The following is a 22,189-nucleotide window of genomic DNA, read 5'->3' as shown; positions in this document are numbered from 1 at the left end:
TTGCTCTCTACCCGGGCCTCGGCCCGGCAACCTCGTGTCCAAGGGAGGACAATCAATGCGACCCATCACCCGTCGCTCCATGCTCGGTGGCTCCGCGGCGGTCGCGCTCGCCGCGACTCTGGCCGCCTGCTCCAACGGGTCCGACTCCGGCTCCGGCGACTCCGGGACCGGCTCGGTCTACTTCCTGAACTTCAAGCCCGAGGCCGAGGACGCCTTCAAGACCATCGCCTCCACCTACACCGAGAAGACCGGTGTCCAGGTCAAGGTCGTCACCGCCGCCTCCGGCACCTACGAGCAGACCTTGCAGACCGAGGTCGCCAAGTCCAACCCGCCCACGATCTTCAACATCAACGGCCCGGTCGGCCTGGCCACCTGGCAGGACTACGCGCTCGACATTTCGGACGTGGACTTCGTCAAGGACCTCACCGACCCGTCCATGGCCCTGACCGACGATGCCGGCACCGTCTACGGCTCCCCGCTCGCAACCGAGGGCTACGGCCTGATCTACAACGGCGAGATCATGGACGCCTACTTCGCGATGGACGGCGCCAAGGCCTCCTCCATCGACGAGATCAAGGGCTTCGACAAGCTCAAGGAGGTCGTCGAGGACATGCAGTCCAAGAAGGACGACCTGGGCATCGACGGCGTCTTCGCCTCCACCTCCCTCACCCCCGGTGAGGACTGGCGCTGGCAGACCCACCTGGCCAACTACCCCATCTACTACGAGTTCAAGGACAAGGGCGTCACCGACACCCCCGACCTCGAGCTGACCTACTCGGACAACTACCAGCAGATCTTCGACCTGTACCTCAACAACTCCACGATCGCCCCCTCCGAGGCCTCCGCCAAGTCCGTCTCCGACTCGATGGCCGAGTTCGCCCTGGGCAGGGCAGCCATGGTCCAGAACGGTAACTGGGCCTGGTCCCAGATCTCCGAGGTCGACGGCAACGTCGTCAAGGAGGACCAGATCCACTTCATGCCGATCTACATCGGCGTGGACGGCGAGGAGGACTCCGGCATCGCGCTGGGCACCGAGAACTACCTGTCGATCAACTCCCAGGCCTCCGAGGCCGACCAGCAGGCCTCCATCGACTTCTTGAACTGGCTGTTCATGGACGCCGAGGCGGCCAAGCTGCTCACGGACAACTCCGTGGTCTCCATGGCTCCCTACTCGGCCTTCGCCGAGCTCACCCCCGCCGACCCACTCGGCGCCGAGGTCGTGGAGTACATGAACAACGAGGACCTGTACCCGATCAACTGGGTGTTCCAGACCTTCCCGAGCCAGGACTTCAAGGATCAGGCCGGTCAGCACCTGTCCCAGTACGCCTCCGGCGCCGAGGAGTGGGACGACGTCAAGACCTACTTCGTCGAGGAGTGGCACGCCGAGAAGAGCGCCTGATTCTCCGCACTCCCACAACGGCCGTTGAGTGGCCCTTGTAGAATCACGAATTGACGACGGCGGCGCCCGGTGACACTGCCGGGCGCCGCCTGTCATTCCCACTCAAACGCGCCGTTGCCACCCCGCCTCCGTGAACCCCTCGAGACACACATGACCAAGTCGCTCAAGAAGTATTTCGTCGTCTTCACCGGCCCCACGCTGATCGCCTTCCTCATCGCGTTCATCGTGCCCTTCTTCATGGGCCTGTACCTGTCGCTGACCAAGTTCACCACGCTGACCAACGCCAAGTGGGTCGGCTTCGCCAACTACCAGACCGCGCTGACCGGCAACACCGGATTCGTCAAGGCGCTCGGCTTCACGGCCCTGGTCTCGGCCATATCCATCATCACCGTCAACCTCGGCGCCTTCGCCCTGGCCTACCTGCTCACCCGCAAGCTGCGCGGCACCAACCTGTTCCGCTCGGTGTTCTTCATGCCGAACCTGATCGGCGGCATCGTGCTGGGCTACACCTGGCAGGTCATGCTCAACGCGATCCTGCGCCACTGGGGCCAGACCATCGTCAACGACTGGCACCTGGGCATGCTCGGCCTGATCCTGCTGATCAACTGGCAGCTCATGGGCTACATGATGATCATCTACATCGCCGGCCTGCAGAACGTGCCGCCGGAGCTGATCGAGGCGTCCCAGATCGACGGTGCCGGTAAGTGGATGACCCTGCGTCACGTCACCATCCCGATGGTGATGCCCTCCATCACCATCTGCCTGTTCCTCACCCTGGCCAACACCTTCAAGATGTACGACCAGAACCTGGCGCTGACCAACGGCGCTCCGCTCAAGCAGACGCAGATGGCGGCGCTGAACATCGTCGACCTGATGTACAAGCAGGTCGGCAAGCAGGGCATCGCCCAGGCGCAGGCCGTCATCTTCTTCATCATCGTTTCCGTCATCGCCGTGCTGCAGCTGCGTGCGACCCGCGCCAAGGAGGTTGAAGCGTGAGCACCGAGACCCTCGCCCCCATGGGCCCGACGGCCATCAAGCCGATGCAGCCCTCCAAGCCCGCCCGCCGCAAGCAGACGGCCGGTCAGAACCTGCTCACCGCCCTGCTGACGGTGCTGTCGCTGATCTGGATCATTCCGCTGCTGTTCATCCTGATCAACTCCTTCAAGGGCAAGTTCTTCATCTCCGACTCGCCCTTCTCCCTGCCCACCGGCGAGACCTTCGCCGGGCTGACCAACTACATCACCGGTCTGCAGCTGTCCGGCTTCGCCCGGGCCCTGGGCTGGTCGCTGTTCATCACCGTCGGCTCGGTGGCGGTGATCGTGCTGCTGACGGCCATGACCGCGTACTACATCACCCGCGTCAAGACCTGGTGGACCTCCCTGATCTACTACCTGTTCGCCTTCTCCATGATTGCCCCCTTCCAGCTGGTCATGTTCCCCACCGTCAAGATCGCCGACGCGCTGGGCCTGGCGACGCCGTGGGGCATGATCATCCTCTACCTGGGCTTCGGCGGCGGCCTGTCCGTGTTCCTGTTCGCGGGCTTCATCAAGTCCGTGCCGATGGACATCGAGGAGGCCGCCTACATGGACGGCTGCACCCCGCTGCAGAGCTACTTCCGGGTGGTCATGCCGCTGCTCAAGCCAACCTCGGTGACGGTCGCGGTCCTGAACGCCATGTGGGTGTGGAACGACTTCCTCCTGCCGAACCTGGTCATCGGCCAGGACGAGCGCTACAAGACGGTGCCCATCGTCATCCAGATGCTCGTCGGCTCCAACGGCAACCGCGACATGGGCGCCCAGATGGCCATGCTGGTCCTGGCCATCATCCCGATCGTCGTCTTCTACGCCTTCGGCCAGAAGTACATCGTCGAGGGCGTCGCCGCCGGGGCCGTCAAGGGCTGAGCCGGCCCGCGCCATGCCCGGTTTCTTAAGACCCGACTCGGCCTTCTACCGGGCCTGGTCCGCGGCCGCCGACCTCGTCGTCGTCAACCTGCTCACCCTGCTGGCGTGTCTGCCGATCATCACCGCGGGCGCAGCGCTTACCGCCTGCGCCCGCGTGGTGATGGAAATGGTGCGCGACGAGGACACCTACACGGTGCGCACCTGGTGGCACTCCTTCCGCACCAACTTGGTCCAGTCGCTGGCCTGGTGGCTGCCGACGCTCACCGCGGCGGGACTGGCCGCCTGGATGAACCTGTCGCTGTCCCAGCTGGGCGGTGCCGCCCTGACCGGTCTGGTCGACGCCGGGGCGCTGCTGATCGTCGCCGTCCTGATCTGGCTGGTGCCGCTGGTCGCCTTCTTCGACAACACCGTCGGCGCGCACGTGGCCAATGCGGCGCGCCTGGCCGTCGGGGCACTCGGCCGCACCGCCGTGTGCCTGCTTCTGCTTGCCGCCCCCGTGGTCTTGGTGGTGGCCCTGCCGGGCGCGCGTGCCGCCGCCGGCTGGTTCGTGGTGCTGCTCGGCGTCGCCTTCATCGGTTACCTCATGGCTCTGGTGCAGCGGCCCGTCATCGACCGTCTGCGTGAGGACGCCCGTACATCCACCGGGTAGCGCGGCTCGGCGCCGCGCTACCCGGCACCGGTTACTGCTTCAGCTCGGCGTCGATCACCGCCATTTCATTGGGCACCACCGACAGGTCCAGGCTGGAGAGCAGCTTGCCGGTGGAGATCTGCACCAGGTGCAGCTTCTTGGCGGTGGGGTCGGTGATGTAGGCGAAGTCGCCGGCCGTCTTCACATTGGGCCCGGGCTCCTGCCAGTTCTCGTTCTCCGTCCAAGGCGTGACCACGTCCACCTGCTTGGTCACCGCGGCCGATGCCGGGTCGATGAGGTTGAGCCGGCCGTCGTAGGTCAGTACCACTCCCTCCCCGGCGGCGCCGCGGCCGAAGGAGCGGAACCAGTAGGCCGAGCCCAGCTCCACGGTTGTGGTGGTGGCATCGGTCGTATCGATGATGCCGACCTTCGTGGGGTGCTCCGGCGCGGCGCCGTCCACCGGCTCAACGGTCTTGTAGTCCGTGAGCACGTACGGGGATTCGGGGGAACCGAACTGGTTTCCGCTGCGCTGGTACGCCTCCGGCACCGGCACCTTGTGGAACTGCCCGTCGCGGAACACCACCGAGCCGTTGGTGCAGCCGAAGCTGGCCACGTCCTCGCCCTGTGCAGTGGCCTCGCCATGGACGCCGGGGCAGTCGGTGGACTCGGCGCCGATGCTCCCGTCGGCCTTGCGTTCGTGGACCGTGTGCCGCTCGTCCTCGGTCCCCTCGGTTACCAGGACGCTGCCACTGACCAGGGGGACGGCGACGCCGTGGTGCGGGTCGTTCGTCTGGAAGCTGGTCAGCTCGTCGGGGCTGAGCTGGCCGTCCTCCAGTGCCTTGGTGTCGAACATGGTGACTGTGCCGGTGCCGTCGTCGAAGACGGCAGTCTTCCCGGCGTGGGTGACGACGTGTCCGGGGGTCTGCGCCGCGATCACGGAGCCGGTGAGGCCGGGGGTGGTGGTGTAGTAGTGGTTGTGGTCGCCGTGGGGCTTGACGATCATTCCCAGGTCCAGGACCTCGAAGCCTTCGGAGGAGGAGACCAGCACATGGCGGCCGTCCCCGGCCGGGTTGAGGCGCAGGAACCCCTCCTTCTTGATGTCCGCCACGACGGTGCCGTCGGAGGTGTCGACGATCTGGATACCGCCCTCATAGGCGATGGCGGCGCGCGGATCCACATCGCTGACCTCCACCGGCTTCTCCGAGGCGGATGCCTGCGCGCCCGCGCCGTCCCTATCGCCGTTGGGCGAGCTGGTGGTGGGCGCGGAGGCGTTGGAGCACGCTGCGGCGGACAGCACGAGGACGGCCGCGGTGGCAAGTGCAAGGGTGTGCGGAAGGTGCTGGACTCTCATGCCGCAAACGGTAATGATTATCGTTACGGCTCGCAAGGCGGCGTTGACAATGCGCGCCGGATCCCGCTGCGTGTGCGTCGTGCGCAGGAGGCCGGAGCCATGGAGGTCGTTTCCGAGAAGGAGCCCTCGCGGCGTCATCTCCTCCTCCGGGCTCTTCCCGGCCGCGATCCCGTATCGCAACGTGGATGCCGGGCGCGCGCAGAGTCGTCGTGGACGCCCTGATGCTGAGTTTCTCGGGAGGATTCATGATGCGAAGGCAACTGCGCCGTCGAGCATCGCTGGCGGTCGTCATGGCGGTTGTCATCGGGTTGCTGCTGGCATCCGGTGCCCGGTATGGGCCGGAGCAGTCACAGCCCGCCGTCAAGGAGACGGCCACCGCGGTTATCGACTCCGGTGACGTGGACGGTCCGCACGCCCCGGTCGACCGCGTGCCCGCCCACACCACGGTTGAGCTCAGCGATGGCGCGGTTGTCAGGGATTTCGACCTCGGCGACGTCGAGCTCGGTCCCCAGTCGAATCCCGGGGCGTTCCGGGCGCCGGTGCGCGGCGTCCTGGTCACCCCCGATACCGAGGCCCAGAGCGCGCCCCTGGTGATCTTCAGTCACCTGCGCACCTTCGGCTGCGCCGATGACACCTTCGGCTACCCCTGCGCAAGGGGCGTCGAGGAGATCCGTGCGGACCGGGGCATGACCTATTTCGGCAAGGCCCTGGCCGCGCAGGGGTACGCAGTGCTGATCCCCGACCTGTCCCCACTGTGGTCGGGGGCGGAGCTGTCCGCCCCCTATGACCAAGTCGCCGGCTGGCTCGCCACCGTCGGGCGCATGCGCGAGGAGGCCATCGCCGCATCGGCTGGAAGGGACTCCGTCCTGGGGGAAGGACTGACCGGGGCCGTCGACGCGAGCCGGACCGCGCTCATCATGCACTCGCGCTCCGCCGGCATCGCCAATGCCGCGGTGGAGTCCTGGCGGGAATCCGCGAGCCCCATCACCTCACTGATGTCCTACGGCGGCGACTACGGTGTCCCGGACGGGCCGGAGGCAGACTTCGCCGCTCCGGCGCCCGCGTATGTGCCCCTGCTCGCCGTCGACGGCGATGCCGACCGCGATGTCAAGCAGGCCGGCCCCATGTGGCTGGCCGAGCATATCGGCCAGCCGCGCAGTGCCCCGGCCATCAGTGTCCGGCTCCCCGGATACGGGCACAACTACATCAACCGGGCGCTGTCGGAGCGCGGCTTCGACGACCGGGTACTGGACGAGGGGATGGAGGCGCCCAAAGCGGCCGACCACGAGCGCATGCTGACGGACGTAGCCGTGCAGTGGCTGGCCCAGACTGTGCGGGGGGAGACCGGGGCGATCCCCACGTCGTCGATGGCTGAGCTGCCCGAGCAGCTCGTCGGCATTCCGGCGCGCTGGCTCATCGCCCCCGGAGTCGAGCGAGTGAGCTGGACTGCCTCCGGTGATGCGGCCGACGCACCGGCACTGACCGCGCTCAATGGCGGAAGCGTGACCACCTGCCGCACCTACGCGGATATGGATCCCAACCAGTATTCGGACCGGTGCCCGTACCCCGAGGTGGGAGTCCTGTCCTCCCGCTCATTCACGGCCGCCGTCACCCTTACCGATGGCGGTGGTGGGCACCTGGACACGGACGCGCACGACGTGCAGTCCCTCGCCGTCCACCTGGCGCCCACGGGGGACCGTGCAGACGGCCTGACGCATACGCCACTGCGCGTCGTGGTGACTGCGGCGGATGGCTCTCGATACGTGCTGGAGCCCTCCGGGAGGCTTGAAGCGCTGCGGAACCTGGCGAGGGCGGACGCGAACGGGGACTACACCCTGGCCACGATCAGGTTCGTGCTGCCTGAAGAGGCGGCCTCCACCCATGTTGTCGGGGTGGACCTGACTGGTGGCCCCGCTGGAGGAAATATCAGTGTGCGCGGCGTGGACCTGGTGACAGCCGGGCGGTGAGGGCGGCGCGTCCCAGGCCACCAGGCGCCGGTGCGATCGGGGTCGTCGTATGAGGTAGTGGTGCCAAGTAGCGGCAAAACCGGGCCCGGTGGTGGGGGCGGGCGCCGAGACAGATGGGCTCCCGCCCACCGGGCCTCGGGTAGGCTGTCCGCGGCGCGCCCAGGCCGCGCCTGCCCTCCGGGGCACCCACGCACACAGGGAGCAGCAATGCCAGCCGTCGTCGTCGTCGGAACTCAATGGGGAGACGAAGGGAAGGGCAAGGCGACCGACCAGCTCGGTCAGGGCGTCGACTACGTCGTCAAGTTCAACGGCGGCAACAACGCCGGCCACACCGTCGTCATCGATGGCGAAACCTTCGCCTTCCACCTTCTTCCCGCAGGCGTCCTCACCCCCGGGGTAACCCCCGTGATCGGCAACGGCGTGGTGGTGGACCTGGAGGTCCTATTCCAGGAGATCGAGGAGATCACCTCCCGCGGCAAGGACGCCTCCGCACTGAAGATCTCCGCCAACGCCCACCTGATCCCCTCCTACAACCGGGTCATGGACCGCACCACCGAGCGCTTCCTCGGCGCCCGCCAACTGGGCACCACCGGCCGCGGCATCGGCCCCACCTATGCGGACAAGATGAACCGCGTAGGCCTGCGCGTGCAGGACCTGTTCGACGAGTCGATCCTGCGGCAGAAGGTTCACTCCGCCCTCGCCCAGAAGAACAGCCTGCTGCTGAAGGTCTTCAACCGTCCCGCCATCGACCCCGACGCCGTCGCGGACGAGCTGCTGTCCTACGCCGACCGCGTGCGCCCCATGGTGGTGGACACCTCCCTGCTGCTCAATCAGGCCCTCGACGCCGGCAAGACCGTCCTGTTCGAGGCCGGGCAGGCCACCATGCTCGACATCGACCACGGCACCTACCCCTTCGTCACCTCCTCCAACCCGACCGCCGGCGGCGCCTGCACCGGCACCGGGGTGGGCCCCACCCGCATCGACGCCGTCGTCGGCGTGGTCAAGGCCTACACCACCCGCGTCGGCGAGGGCCCCTTCCCCACCGAGCTCACCGACGCCATGGGGGAGCGGCTGCGCGCCGAGGGCGGCGAGTACGGGGTCACCACCGGCCGTCCGCGCCGCTGCGGGTGGCACGACGCCGTCGTCACCCGCTACGCCGCCCGCGTCAACGGACTCACCGACCTGGTCATGACCAAGCTCGACGTGCTCACCGGACACGAGACCATCCCCGTGTGCGTCGCCTACGACGTCGACGGCGAGGTCACCTCCGAGATGCCGCTGACCCAGACCGACTTCCACCACGCCAAGCCGGTTTACGAGGAGCTGCCCGGCTGGAGCGAGGACATCACCGGCGTGCGCCGCTTCGAGGACCTGCCCGCCGCCGCCCGCGACTACGTGCTGCGCATCGAGGAGCTCGCCGGCTGCCGCATCTCCGCGATCGGGGTGGGTGCGGGCCGCGAGGCCACCATCACCCGGCACCGGCTGCTCGGCTGAACGGTTAACGACGACGGCGGCCGGCCCCGCAGGTGGGGGCCGGCCGCCGCTGTTGCCGCGCGGGCGCGCTGACGTCTGGACGGCGCTAGTTCACTGGTGTCCGTAGGGGCCGGGCTGCTGGCCGTAGGGCGGCTGGCCGGGCTGGTACCGCTGCGTATTGCCGTAGCCGGGCTGGCCGGGCTGGTACTGCTGCGGGTTTCCGTAGGCCTGCTGGCCGGGCTGCTGCGGCTGTACGCCGGAACCCTGCTGGCCGTAAGGCTGCTGCGCGCCGTATCCCGGCTGGTTGTAGGGCGGCTGGCCGGGCTGCTGATAAGGCTGGGCCGGGTATCCGGTGCCGGGGTAGCCGGCGGCCGGGACGGCGTGCTTCTTCTGGTTCTGGTAGACGACGACGCCGACCACGACGCCGGCGATCGCCAGCAGGCCCACGATGCCGAGAACGATCGGCAGCAGCGAATGCCCCTCGTCGGAGTCGGCGTCGGCGGGTGCCGCAACCGCTTCGCTCGTGGGAGTGGGCTCCGCGTCTCCGGTGGCAGGAGACGGCGCGTCGGTGGGCTCCGCGGAGGCGGAGGCGGAGGCCGAGGCGGAGGGGCTCGGCGTGGCCGGATCGGCGGTGTCGAAACCGGTCGCCTGGAGGGAGTCGAGTGCGGCGATATCCTCCCAGTCGGCCTTGCGGCCGGAGATGGTGGCGTTCTCGTCGGCTTCGATGACGTCGCCGGGGAAGGTGAGCGTCAGGGTGGCGGAGTCGTAATCGCTCAAGTCGCTGAAGCCGGACATCTCGACGACGTAGGTGCCGTCTTGGTGCTTGACGGAGAACCCATCGTCGGTGGAGCCGACGATGGGCAGGCCGAGCATGGACAGCACACAGGTGTCGTTCTCGGCGGACAGTGTCACCTCGATGTCGTCGTCGGCGTCTTCGATGTCTTTGAGGCTATCAAGATCGGCCGCATCCTCCGTGCAGTAGAGGTCGGCGCTCACGCCTTCGATGTCGATGGTCATGACCAAGTCGGCGGTCTTGTTCTCATACAGTGTGAAGTCAATATGGGCGCTCGCATCGCCGTAGTCGGCGAAGGCGGCGGGACCCACGAGTGTGGAGCCGAGCAGTAGCGTGGAGCCGGCCACTGCGGCGCCCGCGCGGCGCAGGGTGGTGGGGGAGAGGATGCTCATGCCGGGAGTGTACGGAACCTTCTGGGCTGCGGCCTAGAGTCGGACTGGGGTATCGCCGCTTAAGCACCGCCGAAGGAGCAACGGTCGCAGCATAGGGCGACGCCCACGCGTCCGGTGCCGGGCGCGTGGGCGTCGCGAAGAGTTCACTCAGTGCTGGGCGGGGCCTCCAGGCTGTTGGCCCGGCTGGTACTGCTGCGGGTTGCCGTAGCCGGGCTGGCCGGGCTGCTGTGGCTGGGCGCCGTAGCCGGGCTGCTGTGGCTGGGCGCCGTAGCCGGGCTGCTGTGGCTGGGCGCCGTAGCCGGGCTGGCCGGGCTGCTGTGGCTGGGCCGGGTATCCGGCCCCGGGGTAGCCGGCTGCCGGGGCGGGCTTCTTCCGGCTCCGGAAGACGATGAAGGCAACGACGCCGGCAACCACCAGGAGCGCCACCACGACGAGCGCGATCCAAATGGCCGAGCTCTTGCCGGCCGAGTCCTTGCCGACCGCCCGGATGGTACCTGCGTCGGTCAGGTCGTTCCAGGTGACCTTGTTGCCGTCGATTGTGGCGCTGTCATCGGCTTCGGTGACCTTGCCGGGGAAGGTGACGGAGATGGAGATCGAGCTGAAGTAGTCGCCGGCGTCCCCCATGTCGCCGAAGTCGACGATGTACTCGTCGCCCTCGTGCGTGATCGGGGAGTCGGAGCCGTCAAAGGCGTCAAGGGAGGCACCGGTGACAGTCAGGGCGCAGGAGTCGTCCTGGGCGGCGACGTCGACCTCGGCCTCGTCACCGAGCTCCGCGATATCGTCGTCACTGATGCCGCTGAGTTCCAGCATCTCTTGGGTGCAGTAGAGGCTGGGGTCGATGCCGTCGATTCCAGCCGATACGGACATGTCGACGAGCTCGTCCTCGTGGAGCACGAGGTCGAGGCTCATGTTCATGGAGAGTCCGTAGAAGTCGTCGTTGTCGTCGGCGATCGCGGTGGGGCCGAGGAGGGCGGAGCCGAGCAGTAGCGCTGAGCCTGCCACCACGGCGCCCGTGCGGCGCAGGGAGTTGGGGAAGAGGTTGTTCATGCCCCGGAGTGTACGGAAACACCCCAACTCCGGCAACAAAACGATGACGCTCAACGCCGTTGTGAGCGGAGTCGCCACAGCGCGGCCGCGCCCACCACCGCGCCGGCGACCGCCACCCCGGCCACGATCCACGTTCCGTAGCGGTCCCAGGCCGACACGCCTGCGCCCGCCTGCGCCCGCCCGGACGCGCTCACGCCGTCGTACAGCAGGTCGGCATCCTCCCAGGTGACGGTGGTGCCCTTCACGGTGCCGCCGCCGGCGTCCACGACGGCGCCCGGGAAGGTGATCGACAGGCGGGCGTCCACCACCGTGTTCAGTGACTCCGACGACCCAGACGACCCAGGCGTGGACTCCGCGGTGGTGGCCTGTGTGGCATCGGTCTGCGCGGTTGCATCCGCGTCCGCCTGAGCGGCGTCGGCGGCGAGTGCGCCCCCGACGCCGGCGATGTGCACCACGTACAGGTCACCGTCGCGAACCACCAACTGTTCCGAGGCGGCATCCTCGTCGTCGGCGTCGGGGATGGGCACGCCGGTGACGTGCACCTCGCAGCCGAGTCCCTCGGCGTCGTCGGCGGAACCGAGCGGGGAGGCGGTAACCGTCGCGCCGTCGCCGGAGCCGATCAGCGAGTCGGCGGTAAGGCTCTCGCAGTCGGCGCCGTCGGTGAAAACCGCGCCGGTGGTGTCGCGCATGACCAGGTCGACGGCGTAGGTGCCGGCCGCATCCAGGTGCATGTCCATGTGGGCGGTGCAGCCCGACAGCACCAGTGCGGCCGCGCCCACCGTGATCGCGAGGCGGTGGGCGAGTGCGCGTTTGCGGCGGTCGGCGAGTGGCTTCGGGGACACGCCCCGACGCTACACGGCGGCGGGTGTGGCGGGAAACACCACCCCGGAGGGCGCCAATTCCGCGTTCGGGGGACCTTCGGACGTGACCTGGGGCGCCAGATGAGGAAGGATAGGACCTGACCCGTTGAGTCACGAGAATCGAAGAAAGAAGGACTCACATGACAGTGTCTGAGCAGGATGTCCGGGCGGCTGCACCGGCCAACGCCCCCGAGGACGTCATTGCCTTCGCCGTCCGTCTCGCCGAGCTCGGCAAGCCGGAGGACGTTTACTTCTGCGACGGCTCCGAGGAGGAGTGGGACCGCCTGACCACCGAGATGGTCGAGTCGGGCATGTTCATCCGCCTCAACCCGGAGAAGCGCCCCAACTCCTTCCTGGCGCGTTCGCTGCCCAGCGACGTCGCCCGCGTTGAGTCCCGCACCTTCATCTGCTCCGAGAAGGAGGAGGACGCCGGGCCGACCAACAACTGGTACGACCCGACCGAGATGAAGAAGATCCTCAACGAGAAGTTCGACGGCACCTACGCCGGCCGCACGATGTACGTGATCCCCTTCTCCATGGGTCCGCTCGGCGGCCCGATCTCCCAGCTGGGCATCGAGATCACCGACTCCCCGTACGTCGTGGCCAACATGCGCATCATGACTCGCATGGGCGCCAAGGCCATGGACCTCATCAACGAGGGTCGCACCTGGGTTCCCTGTGTGCACTCCGTGGGCGCCCCGCTGGCCCCCGGCCAGGAGGACACCACCTGGCCGTGTAACGAGGAGAAGTACATCACCCAGTTCCCGGAGACCAACGAGATCTGGTCCTACGGCTCCGGTTACGGCGGCAACGCCCTGCTGGGCAAGAAGTGCTACGCGCTGCGCATCGCCTCGACCATGGCCCGCCGCGACGGCTGGATGGCCGAGCACATGCTGATCCTGCGCCTGACCGACGAGAAGTCCGGCAAGCAGTACCACGTGACCGCCGCCTTCCCGAGCGCCTGCGGCAAGACCAACCTGGCCATGCTCCAGCCGACCATCCCCGGCTACAAGGTCGAGACCGTCGGCGACGACATCGCCTGGATGCGCCCCGGCGAGGACGGCCGCCTGCGCGCCATCAACCCCGAGGCCGGCTTCTTCGGCGTCGCCCCGGGCACGTCCTACAAGACGAACCCGGTGGCCATGGACACCATGAAGGCCAACACCATCTTCACCAACGTCGCCCTGACCGACGACGGCGACGTGTGGTGGGAGGGCATCGACGCCGAGCTGCCGGACCACCTGATCGACTGGCAGGGCAACGACTACACCCCCGCCGACGCTGAGGCCGGCAAGAAGGCCGCGCACCCGAACTCGCGCTTCACCACGCCCGCTTCGCAGTGCCCGATCATCTGCCCCGACTGGGAGGCCCCCGAGGGCGTTGCCATCGACGCCATCCTGTTCGGCGGTCGCCGCGCCACCAACGTGCCGCTGGTGGCCGAGCAGTACAGCCCCGCGCACGGCGTCTTCATCGGCTCCTCGGTGGCCTCCGAGGTCACCGCGGCCGCCCTTGACGCCAAGGTCGGCTCGCTGCGCCACGACCCCTTCGCGATGCTGCCCTTCTGCGGCTACCACATGGCCGACTACTGGGGCCACTGGCTGGAGATGCAGGAGCAGCTGGGCGAGAACTTCCCGAAGGTCTACCAGGTCAACTGGTTCCGTAAGGACGAGAACGGCAAGTTCCTCTGGCCGGGCTACGGCGACAACTCCCGCGTGCTCGACTGGATCGTGCGCCGCTCCGCCGGTGAGGTCGACGCGATCGAGGGCGTGACGGGCCTGTACCCGAAGTTCGAGGACTTCAACCTCGAGGGCCTGGACGTCGACGAGTCCATCTGGAACCAGATGTACGACATCGACCCCGACGCCTGGGCTGCCGAGATGGACAGCACCGAGGAGTACTACGAGCAGTTCGGTGACAAGGTCCCGGCTGCCATCCGCGAGGAGCTGGCCAAGTTCCGCGAGCGCATCGCCGCTGCCAAGGCCAACGCCTGAGCAGCCGACACTCCCCAGGCGACGCCTGGATGTCAGCGGGCGCCTGAGCGCCTCGGGGTCCCCGGTCTTCTGACCGGGGACCCCGCCGCATTCAGCGGGCGAATTGTCCAGAATCGGCACGAACGCCCCTCCCGCCCGCCGACGGCGAACCACGATCGGCGTCATTTCAACGTTCCGCACCCGGCCGGTGTGCGCCCGCAGGGCGTTTATGCCGTTTGGAGCACCATTCGCGCCAGCCAATGTCACCGGCGCCCACAGGCTCGGTTCGTGCAGGGTGAATCCACAGAGCTCGTTCGGTCGGGTGGCGCGGCATCGCCCACCGGCGCACCCTCGGGACATGAGACAGGATGAGGATGACATTCTGGTGCGGGTACGGGCTTGCCATGGCGCCGTTCGGATACGGGACTTGCATCCGGATCGGACGGAGCGTCGTCACATCGAGAGGCTGGTCGAGGCTCGCGAACTGATTGCGCATCCCCATGGGGTGGTGAGTTTGCCTGGCGTGGGCTGGGACTTGGTCCTTGCTCGCATCCATGGCGGGGTGATCACCTGTATGCACGCCGCCAAGCATTATGGGTACCCATGCCCGCGGCTGTGGGTGCCGGTGCATTTGGCGGTTCCTCGCGGCAGGACGATGCCTTCGCTCAAGGGCGAGGTGCTGCACGCTGAGGGCTCCCTTCAGCCGCCTCCTCCGACTCGGTTCCCGGTTGCGCCAGTGCCGCTTATGCTGGCGCGCTACCTGCGCTGCGATCCCAGCCGCGAAGCACCACTAATGGCCTGCGACGCCGCCCTTCACCAGGGACATACCAACATCGAGACCATCGCGGCGCTGCTGCGAGGGCCGGGGTCCCGGCAGGCGCTTCGGCGGCTGGCGCTGGCCAGCCCGCGGGCGCGCTCCCCGCTAGAGACTCTGGCCCGTTTGCAGTTGTACGACGCTGGGATTCCCTTCGAGGACGGTGTGGTTATTCCGCACGTGGGCGAGGTAGACCTGCTGGTTGACGGCCGCCTGGTTATGGAACTGGACGGTTACACCTACCACGAGGACGACTTTCAGTTCGCTAAGGATCGCACCCGCGATCGGGAACTGGTCCGACAGGGGTATCGGGTTGCCCGTTTTACCCGCAAGGACGTCCACCTTGGGAAGGTAGGTGCGGAGGTTCGGAGTCTGCTGGCCGCACGCGACGATCTACTCGGACGCCCGCACACGGCTGACGGTTCTATGGCTGTCAAAAATGATGACAAACGGGGAAGCCGACGTCCGCGACGCTCTTGAAAATGGCGAAATCATGCGGGTGCCGAGCCGGTGCCCGCGGCCACGCGAGCCGTTTGTCATCGATTTTGACACCCGGGCCGCTCCGCCTTGTGTCAAGACACCTGGGCGGCTAGCGTGGCCACATGACTGCTGCCAACCGCGCTCTGATCATCGTCGACGTCCAGCCGACCTTCTGCGAGGGCGGCGCCCTGGCGGTGTCCGGCGGTAACGCGGTCGCCGAGCGAGTGGCCGCCTATGCCGCCGCTCACCGCGCCGACTATGCCCTGGTGGTCACCACCCAGGACTGGCACATCGATCCCGGCGAGCACTTCTCCGAGACCCCCGACTTCGTGGACACCTGGCCGCCGCACGGCGTCGCCGGCACCGCCGAGGCCGAACTGCACCCGGCCCTGACGGCGCTGGCCCCGGACGTGAGCGTGAAGAAGGGCCAGTACGCCGCGGCGTACTCCGGCTTCGAGGGTGTGGACGAGACCGGCACCGGCCTGGACGCGATCCTGCGCGCCCACGGCATAGAGGCCCTGGACGTGGTCGGCCTGGCCGAGTCTCACTGCGTGAAGGACACGGCGCTCGACGGCGTGCGCGGCGGTTACCGGGTCCGCGTCCTGACCGACCTGACCGCGCCCGTCAGCCCCGAGCAGGGCGAGGCGGCCCGCACCGCCATGGCCGAGGCCGGCGTGGAGCTCGTGCCCTCCGCCCGGGCCGCCGGCTAGGAATCCCCCAGCCGGGCTTGCGGTGCCCGCCAAATGCCGAAGCGCTCGATCTCGGCCCGCAGCGCCGGCCGGGCGGCGACCTCGTCCCAAGGCAGAAATACGTGCCGCATGCGGTCGTCGACGAGCATCAGCACCTGACTGTCGGCGTCGTAGCTGGTCAGCTGCAGGCGGGACATGTCGGCCCAGCGCACGGAGGTGTGCCCGGTCAGGCGCCAGGCGCCGTCGTCGTCGCGACGACGCTCCTGCCACAGGGCGGCCAGCGTGTGCTCGCTGACGCGCAGGCTCTCGGGGTGGGCGATGTCGATGCCGCGGTCGGGGTCGTAGGGGAGCGCGACCTCCATGCGGGCGGGCTCTTCGGGCACGTCCCAGACGATGTAGCCGTGGCGCTCGGCCAGTGCGCGGGTGGAGTCGTTCAGGGGCACGTGCACGCCGGCGCGCAGTTGGTCGTAGGCGCGGCGCACCCCGGCGGAGGTCGGATGCAGTTCGGCACTGCGGCCGGTCAGGTGCAGATGGCGGTCGAGAGCCGCCACTTCCTCCGCCCCGAACTCCTCCAGCGCGGCATCGACGACGGCGTCCGGGATGGGCAACGGGTTGTGGATCAGCTGCTCGACGATGCGGCGCAGCAGCATGGGGGTTGGCTCGCGCTCCTCCAGGTGGATGCAGCAGTAAGCCGCGTCGCGCAGCTCCACCACGTTCAATCCGAGGTTGTCGTAGACGTTGAAGTCGCGCAGGACGCGGATCGACTGGTGTGCCAGAGCGCGCATGGCTACCAGCGTGTTCGCGCCCGGGTTCCCCGTCGCGCTCAGCAGGATGCGCCGGTCGTCATTACAGGGCAGCAGGGCGGGGCGGCGGTCGAGGTACACGGGCGGACGCGCCGGGGCCGCGCCGTAGGCGGGCTGCGCGGTCCAGCCGACGCCGACCAGGTAGGGATCGTTGGTGTCGAACACGTGCCGGACCTCGCCGCGGCGCGGGTCCAGATGCGCCAGCAGGGAGCGCACGGCCTGCCAGGCGGCCTCGCCGTCGGGCGCGTGCACGCGCAGGTTTCCGAGGGTCTGGGTGTTGGTGCCGACGTAGGTGGCCAGGTCCCGGTCCCAGACGACCCCGGGTCGGCTAATCGGTGTCGCGTCGGTGGCCAGCAGACCCGGCTCGGCAAACAGGTCGCCCAGATGCTCCCAGGCGCGCAGCACAGCCTCGCGGCGCCCCCACACGGCGATGGTGAGGCTGACGGCGGTGAAGCTCGCCTCCGCCTCGGGGACGACCACGTCGCCGACGCCGACCTCCACCGGCCGCTGCAACTCGGCGCGCAGCGCCCCGCACAGGCGTGCCAGGGTGTCGAGCGCGGCGGGCGGCTCGTCGACGGCGCCGTAGTCCAGACTCAACCCCAGCAGCGCCTGCCCGGGCTCCAGGCCCGCGGTGCGCACCATCCAGTCGTGCCCGGCGAAGGTCGCCCACTCGTGCTCGGGTTCGACGGCGTCGTTCATCTCGGCTCACCTGCTTGACTGCGTGCTTGGGTGTGGACCGCGGCCGGGCCTGGCGAGGCCGGCCTTCCCGGCCGGCGGACGGGCGCGGTCATTGGATAAGTCCGAAGGTACCGCGCGGCAGGCGCCAGATGCCGCGGCGTTCCAGTTCGGTGCGCAACTGGGGGTGGGTGACGACCTCGTCCCAGTACAGGCTGACGGTGCGCAGCCGGTCGTCGATCAGCTCCAGGTACTGGTCGGAGGGGTCGTAGCAGGCCATCACCAGCCGGGTGGAGTCCACCCACCGGAAGCCGGCGGAGTGGTCGGGATGCCAGCGTCGAGGCAGCCCCCGATACACCCAGTTGAACTGGTGCGCTTGAATCTGGTGGGCGGTCAGCTTGATGGCATCGGGATGGTCGGCGTTGCGCCGGTGTTGCGGCCCGTCATGGAGGAGGATGACGTCTCCTCCGGGCTCATCGATGTGCTTCCAGAGCAGGTAGCCGGCCTGCTCCGCCAGCGGCTCGGTCTCATCGCGCAGCGGCAGGTGCACCGAGGCGCGGATCTCCGCCAGGGCCCGCCGCACGCCGTCGGCGGTCGGCTGCACGTTGCCGGCCCGACCGCTGGTGCGTAGCCGCAGCGCGTCGTCGACCGTCGCGGAGGGGCCGTATGCGTTCAGCGCCCGCTCGATGAGCGTGTCGGGCACGGGCTGGGGGTGGGTGACGACGGCGTCGTGCACGGCCATCACCTCCCGGCCGCCCAGGCGGCCGTCGTTGGTGTTGAGCGCGAAGCAGCAGTAGAAGGCGTCCCGCAGGGTGATGAACTCGTAGCCGAGGCGGGCCTGCATATCCATCCGGTCCAGCAGGTCGGCGATCAGGGCCTGCATGACGAACCCGGCCACATAGGCGTCCGCGCCCGGGGTGGCGGTGGCGGAGAGCACCACGCCGTCGTCGGGAGGGCACAGCACCAGGGCCGGACGCCGGTCGAGGTAGACGGGCGGGCGGGTCGGCGGTGCCGCGGCGGGCGGGTCGGCCGTCCAACCGACGCCGACCAGGGTGGGATCGTTGGTGATGAACACGTGCCGGACTGCGCCGCGGCGGGGGTCCAGGTGGGCGAGCAGCTCGCAGGACAGCAGTCGGCCCGCCTCGCCGTCGGGGCCGTGGATGGGCATGTCTGCCAGGTTCATGGCGGAGACGCCCGCATGGGTGGCCAGATCCCGGTCCCAGGCGTTGACCTGACGGGGGAGCAGCGGCGCATTGGCGGGCAGGTCCGGGCGAGCGAAGAGCTCTCCCAGATGCGTCCAGGCTCCGAGCACGGCGGCGCGGCGGCCGCGGATGCGCAGTCCCAGCATGGACGGCTCCAGCTCGACGGCGACCTCGGGCACCGAGACCTCGCCGACGCCGACCTCGATCGGGCGCTGCAACTCGGCGCGCAGCGCGCCGCACAGGCGAGCGGCGGCATCCAGGCGGGCGGGCGGCTCGTCCACCAGGCCGTAGTCGAAGTAGGCGGCCAGCAGCAACTGCTCGGGGTCGGGATCGGCGAGTATCAGCCAGTCGTGGCCGGCGGAACTGGTCCAGGAGCCGACGTCGCCGAGGTCCGGTGGTTGGGTGGAGGGCGCGGGGGAAGCGCTCGCAGTGGGGGCGTTCGCGGAGCTGATGCCGTATCCGCCGTCGCTCATGGGGGTCCTTCCTGCGCCGCGGCCGGGAACCGCGCACACTCCAGGCTACACGCGTGAACCCGCGCCGCCATGGGCAGCGGTGCCCACGGGCGAGTCGCCCCCTTCCGCCGAGGTCGGTCGAAGTTACCGGCGAGGTCGGTTGATATGGCGGCGGCTGGGACGCTTGTGAAGCCCGGCAGCTGTCGTCCGGCTCGGAGGCACCATCGGTCGGGGATCAGCCCGCATAGCGGGTCAGGCCTTCGAATTCGCCGATGTTGACCTCGACTTCGCTTCCGACACTGACTTTCACGCCGGTCCGACCGACTCGGAAGAGACGCATGAGATGTCCCCAGGTAGACAGTTCCTGCCCGAACGGTCTGCCGTATCGCCCTTCGAGCGCCTGGGCCAGCCACCATCCCAGTCCAAGCACCTCCCGCGTCTTGTAGGTGACGCCCCGTGGCGGATAGGGCAGGACATTCACGGTCCACGTGCCGAGGTGCTCCTCCGCGTACCACCCCTCACCGATCAGGGCGGGTCGGCCATGACGCTCCCCGGCAGTTGCCCCCATCTTCGTAAGGACCTCAATCGCAGGCTCTCCACGCAGTAATCCGTCTATCAGGTCCAGGACTTGGGGAATCGTCAGGCCCGGTTGCATGGGACGAACCTCCCGAACGCGCGGCCCAGGACGATTGGGACGGGCGGGCCCCTCCTCCACAAGGGCACGCAGCTTCTCCAAACTGATGCCCGTGCGCGGCGTGTCCTCTACGTCATCCCAGCCCGGCTCGGGGATCGGGATCTCCGCTCCGAGGGTGCTGTAGCGACCTGGCGTCATGATGAATAGGTCCCCGGTGCGCAGATCGAATCCCTCGACGTCGAGAAGTCGGATGTCCGCGGCCAGCCCGCCTCCCGCCAGCCCCGCCAGGATATCGGCGACTGTCAGACGATGGTGGCGGAGCACGGTCGGGGGGACCAACAACCGGGCAGGTTCGGCCTGCCCGTCACGGCTCGTGGCGACGATCTCGATGCCCTCGGGGTTCGCCGCCACGCGGACTTTGCTCCAGGGGGAGGTCTCGGGCATCTCCCACAGGTAGGCGAAGTACCTGCGCCATTCCGGCGGAGTGAGTGCCACGTCCAGGGGCCAGTCATCCATTACGGGGTCTAGGGTGTTCTCCACTCCCGCCCAGGTTGCGACCGTAGTAGCCGAATCGGGATCCCACATCTCCACCAGACGGTCATTGGGCTCCTGATCGATCCCGACCGACCACAGGTAGGGAAGCGAGTGGTCCAGGACGCCGTACTTGAACCACCGGTACTCGATGTCGTCGACCACCTCCGTGCTGAAGGATTGCACCTTAAGGCTGTAGTCGGTACCGATCCCCTTGCCAGCACCGACCTGCACGACGCGATCATCAAGGAACCAGCGGAACCTTACGCCCGGCCCCACCATCTCCCGTGGTGGTGAGCCCAGGAAGTCGGCTGTGTCCAGGAGGAACCGGTGCACGTCCTCCTGGCTGACATCAACATCGAGCAGGGCTGCGGCTCGTTCCTCCAACACAGCGGTAGGGGCGTCCATCTGTTCTCCTCCGGTGTCGCAGACGCTCGCGGGTGCGGGGGCGGTCGTAATGAACGCCGACGATACCGCCACACCGGCCTGCCAGGGATCCGATACGTCGGCGATTGACCGTACGCTCGGGTGTGCATGTTGAGGAGGAGCCGATGGAGATACCTATCGGGGTCAAGGGGAGAATCCTTGCGGGAGAGTATGCGGGCTGGGACGTCGAAGTCATGTATGACGCCGAGGGGACTGGTGGCTACTACATTTTCCTCACCCGCGGCGAGCAGGGCTACGACGACTGGGTGGAGGACGCCGACAGTGTCCGAGGCTACTTCGAGGAAGCGAATTGGCCTATCGACTGGGGGCGCGGCGACCCGCGACCGCATCGATGACTGACCTGAGCATGTAACTGGTGCCGGTCTCGGTGAGGGGTGGAGGCGGAATGGTCACGGGACGGCTAGGCTGGGAGCGTGAAGATATTGCTGCTGGGGTCCGGCGCGCGCGAGCACGCCCTGGCCCGCGCCCTCGCTTCCGACCCCGCCACCACCGAGCTCGTCGTCGCCCCCGGCAACCCCGGCACGGCCGACATCGCCACCAACATCAAGATCGACCCCACCTCCCCGGAGGAGGTGGTGGACCTGGCCACCCAGATGGTCGCCGACCTGGTCGTCGTCGGCCCGGAGGCACCACTGGTCGCCGGGGTCGCCGACGCCGTCCGCGACGCCGGCATCCCCGTCTTCGGGCCCGGTGCCGAGGCCGCCCAGTTGGAGGGATCGAAGTCCTTCGCCAAGCGGGTGATGGCCTCGGCCGGCGTGCCCACCGCCGACTCCGTCACCTGCACGACCGAGGCCGAACTGGACACCGCCCTGCGCAACTACGACGCGCCCTACGTCGTCAAGGATGACGGCCTGGCCGCCGGCAAGGGCGTGGTGGTCACCTCCGACCTCGAGGCCGCCCTCGCCCACGGGCGCGCCTGCCTGGCCAAGGAGGGCGGGGCCGTCGTCGTCGAGGACTACTTGAACGGCCCGGAGGTCTCGCTGTTCTGCGTCTGTGACGGCGCCACCGTCCGCCCACTCGCCCCCGCTCAGGACTTCAAGCGGCTCGGCAACGGCGACGTCGGCCCCAACACCGGCGGCATGGGCGCCTACACGCCGCTGACCTGGGCACCCGATGACCTGACCGAGCAGGTGCTGCGTGAGGTCGCCCAGCCGGTCGTGGACGAGATGGCCCGCCGCGGCACCGCCTTCATCGGCCTGCTCTACTGCGGCCTGGCCCTGACCGACAAGGGCCTGCGCGTGGTCGAGTTCAACGTCCGCTTCGGCGACCCCGAGACCCAGGCCGTCCTGGCCCGCCTCGACTCCCCGCTGGCCGAACTGCTGCTGGCCGCCGCCACCGGCCGCCTGGCCGAGGTCCCCGCCCCGCGCTGGTCGGAGCAGGCCGCAGTCGACGTCGTCCTGGCCGCCCCCGGCTACCCCGGCACCGTCACCACCGGCGGCCTGATCACCGGCATCCCCGACGCCGAGGCCCTCGAGGGCGTCCACGTCCTGCACGCCGGCACCGCCCGCGACGACGACGGCAACCTGATCGCCTCCGGCGGGCGGGTGCTGTCCGTGGTCGCCCTGGGGGAGACGGTCGCCGACGCCCGCGCCCGCGCCTACGAGGCCATCGGCAAGATCCACCTCGACGGCGCCCAGTACCGCACCGACATCGCCGCCGGGCGCTGAGCCGGCGCAGTTGC

The 22,189-nt window shown here is 68.5% G+C and carries 18 protein-coding genes; 11 read left to right on the top strand and 7 right to left on the bottom strand.

The annotated features are described in order from the left end of the window. Nucleotides 1-55 precede the first annotated feature (55 nt). The 4 genes from ACGLYG10_RS10055 (at nt 56) to ACGLYG10_RS10040 (ending at nt 3,949) form a co-directional block, all read left to right on the top strand. On the top strand, nt 56-1,399 hold the full coding sequence (locus ACGLYG10_RS10055; protein WP_073331249.1) for an ABC transporter substrate-binding protein: 1,344 nt from the start codon (nt 56-58) through the stop codon (nt 1,397-1,399). 150 nt (nt 1,400-1,549) lie between these two features. Next, complete coding sequence (locus ACGLYG10_RS10050) at nt 1,550-2,395, top strand: carbohydrate ABC transporter permease (protein WP_073331246.1); 846 nt, start codon at nt 1,550-1,552, stop codon at nt 2,393-2,395. A gap of 44 nt (nt 2,396-2,439) precedes the next feature. Further along, nucleotides 2,440-3,300 carry a carbohydrate ABC transporter permease gene (locus ACGLYG10_RS10045; protein ID WP_234416300.1) on the top strand — a complete coding sequence of 287 codons (861 nt, stop codon included), beginning with the start codon at nt 2,440-2,442 and terminating at the stop codon, nt 3,298-3,300. A gap of 13 nt (nt 3,301-3,313) precedes the next feature. Next, nucleotides 3,314-3,949 (top strand): MusI family membrane protein, encoded by a 636-nt coding sequence (locus ACGLYG10_RS10040; RefSeq protein WP_073331243.1) that lies wholly within the window; start codon nt 3,314-3,316, stop codon nt 3,947-3,949. 31 nt (nt 3,950-3,980) lie between these two features. Here the strand turns inward: ACGLYG10_RS10040 and ACGLYG10_RS10035 are convergent, their stop codons facing one another. Further along, nucleotides 3,981-5,279, bottom strand: a complete 1,299-nt coding sequence (locus ACGLYG10_RS10035; RefSeq protein ID WP_073331427.1) for a hypothetical protein — start codon at nt 5,277-5,279, stop codon at nt 3,981-3,983. Nucleotides 5,280-5,524: 245 nt separating this feature from the next. Between ACGLYG10_RS10035 and ACGLYG10_RS10030 the strand changes: the two genes are divergently transcribed. Further along, nucleotides 5,525-7,246: an alpha/beta hydrolase family protein gene (locus ACGLYG10_RS10030; RefSeq protein WP_139240944.1), complete on the top strand. Its 1,722-nt coding sequence runs from the start codon at nt 5,525-5,527 to the stop codon at nt 7,244-7,246. 207 nt (nt 7,247-7,453) lie between these two features. Next, nucleotides 7,454-8,740: an adenylosuccinate synthase gene (locus tag ACGLYG10_RS10025; RefSeq protein WP_073331237.1), complete on the top strand. Its 1,287-nt coding sequence runs from the start codon at nt 7,454-7,456 to the stop codon at nt 8,738-8,740. A 90-nt stretch (nt 8,741-8,830) separates the two neighbouring features. Here the strand turns inward: ACGLYG10_RS10025 and ACGLYG10_RS16395 are convergent, their stop codons facing one another. The 3 genes from ACGLYG10_RS16395 to ACGLYG10_RS10010 all read right to left on the bottom strand — a co-directional run bounded on the left by ACGLYG10_RS16395 (nt 8,831) and on the right by ACGLYG10_RS10010 (nt 11,793). Beyond that, the gene (locus ACGLYG10_RS16395) at nt 8,831-9,904 is read right to left on the bottom strand and encodes a hypothetical protein (RefSeq protein WP_073331234.1); all 1,074 of its coding nucleotides are present in this window, start codon (nt 9,902-9,904) and stop codon (nt 8,831-8,833) included. 147 nt (nt 9,905-10,051) lie between these two features. Then, nucleotides 10,052-10,951 carry an LppM family (lipo)protein gene (locus tag ACGLYG10_RS10015; protein ID WP_073331232.1) on the bottom strand — a complete coding sequence of 300 codons (900 nt, stop codon included), beginning with the start codon at nt 10,949-10,951 and terminating at the stop codon, nt 10,052-10,054. A gap of 50 nt (nt 10,952-11,001) precedes the next feature. Further along, nucleotides 11,002-11,793 (bottom strand): LppM family (lipo)protein, encoded by a 792-nt coding sequence (locus ACGLYG10_RS10010; protein ID WP_073331229.1) that lies wholly within the window; start codon nt 11,791-11,793, stop codon nt 11,002-11,004. A gap of 158 nt (nt 11,794-11,951) precedes the next feature. Here ACGLYG10_RS10010 and ACGLYG10_RS10005 point away from each other — a divergent pair, with 158 nt between their 5' ends. From ACGLYG10_RS10005 to ACGLYG10_RS09995, 3 genes are all read left to right on the top strand, one after another. Beyond that, nucleotides 11,952-13,802 carry a phosphoenolpyruvate carboxykinase (GTP) gene (locus ACGLYG10_RS10005; protein WP_073331226.1) on the top strand — a complete coding sequence of 617 codons (1,851 nt, stop codon included), beginning with the start codon at nt 11,952-11,954 and terminating at the stop codon, nt 13,800-13,802. Between the two features lie 337 nt (nt 13,803-14,139). Further along, nucleotides 14,140-15,075, top strand: coding sequence for an endonuclease domain-containing protein (locus ACGLYG10_RS15610; RefSeq protein ID WP_244542649.1), 936 nt, complete (start codon nt 14,140-14,142; stop codon nt 15,073-15,075). Between the two features lie 122 nt (nt 15,076-15,197). Further along, nucleotides 15,198-15,785, top strand: coding sequence for an isochorismatase family protein (locus ACGLYG10_RS09995; protein ID WP_073331220.1), 588 nt, complete (start codon nt 15,198-15,200; stop codon nt 15,783-15,785). Here the strand turns inward: ACGLYG10_RS09995 and ACGLYG10_RS09990 are convergent. The 3 genes from ACGLYG10_RS09990 to ACGLYG10_RS09980 form a co-directional block, all read right to left on the bottom strand. Continuing rightward, entirely contained in the window at nt 15,782-17,266 is a 1,485-nt protein-coding gene (locus ACGLYG10_RS09990) for a hypothetical protein (RefSeq protein ID WP_073331217.1), read from the bottom strand. The genes ACGLYG10_RS09995 and ACGLYG10_RS09990 overlap by 4 nt on opposite strands. 88 nt (nt 17,267-17,354) lie before the next feature. Next, entirely contained in the window at nt 17,355-18,917 is a 1,563-nt protein-coding gene (locus ACGLYG10_RS09985) for a hypothetical protein (RefSeq protein ID WP_073331214.1), read from the bottom strand. Between the two features lie 214 nt (nt 18,918-19,131). Next, nucleotides 19,132-20,469, bottom strand: a complete 1,338-nt coding sequence (locus ACGLYG10_RS09980) for a hypothetical protein (protein ID WP_073331211.1) — start codon at nt 20,467-20,469, stop codon at nt 19,132-19,134. Between the two features lie 143 nt (nt 20,470-20,612). Between ACGLYG10_RS09980 and ACGLYG10_RS09975 the strand changes: the two genes are divergently transcribed. Both ACGLYG10_RS09975 and purD read left to right on the top strand, forming a co-directional pair. After that, nucleotides 20,613-20,843, top strand: coding sequence for a hypothetical protein (locus ACGLYG10_RS09975; RefSeq protein ID WP_073331208.1), 231 nt, complete (start codon nt 20,613-20,615; stop codon nt 20,841-20,843). Nucleotides 20,844-20,921: 78 nt separating this feature from the next. Then, nucleotides 20,922-22,175: a phosphoribosylamine--glycine ligase gene (gene purD / locus ACGLYG10_RS09970; RefSeq protein ID WP_073331205.1), complete on the top strand. Its 1,254-nt coding sequence runs from the start codon at nt 20,922-20,924 to the stop codon at nt 22,173-22,175. Nucleotides 22,176-22,189: the final 14 nt, after the last annotated feature.

The sequence above is a fragment of the Actinomyces glycerinitolerans genome (genome assembly GCF_900098745.1).
Lineage (GTDB): Bacteria > Actinomycetota > Actinomycetes > Actinomycetales > Actinomycetaceae > Actinomyces > Actinomyces glycerinitolerans.
The sequence above is the reverse complement of the archived record's forward strand: the minus strand, read 5'-3'. Positions and strand labels throughout refer to the sequence as shown.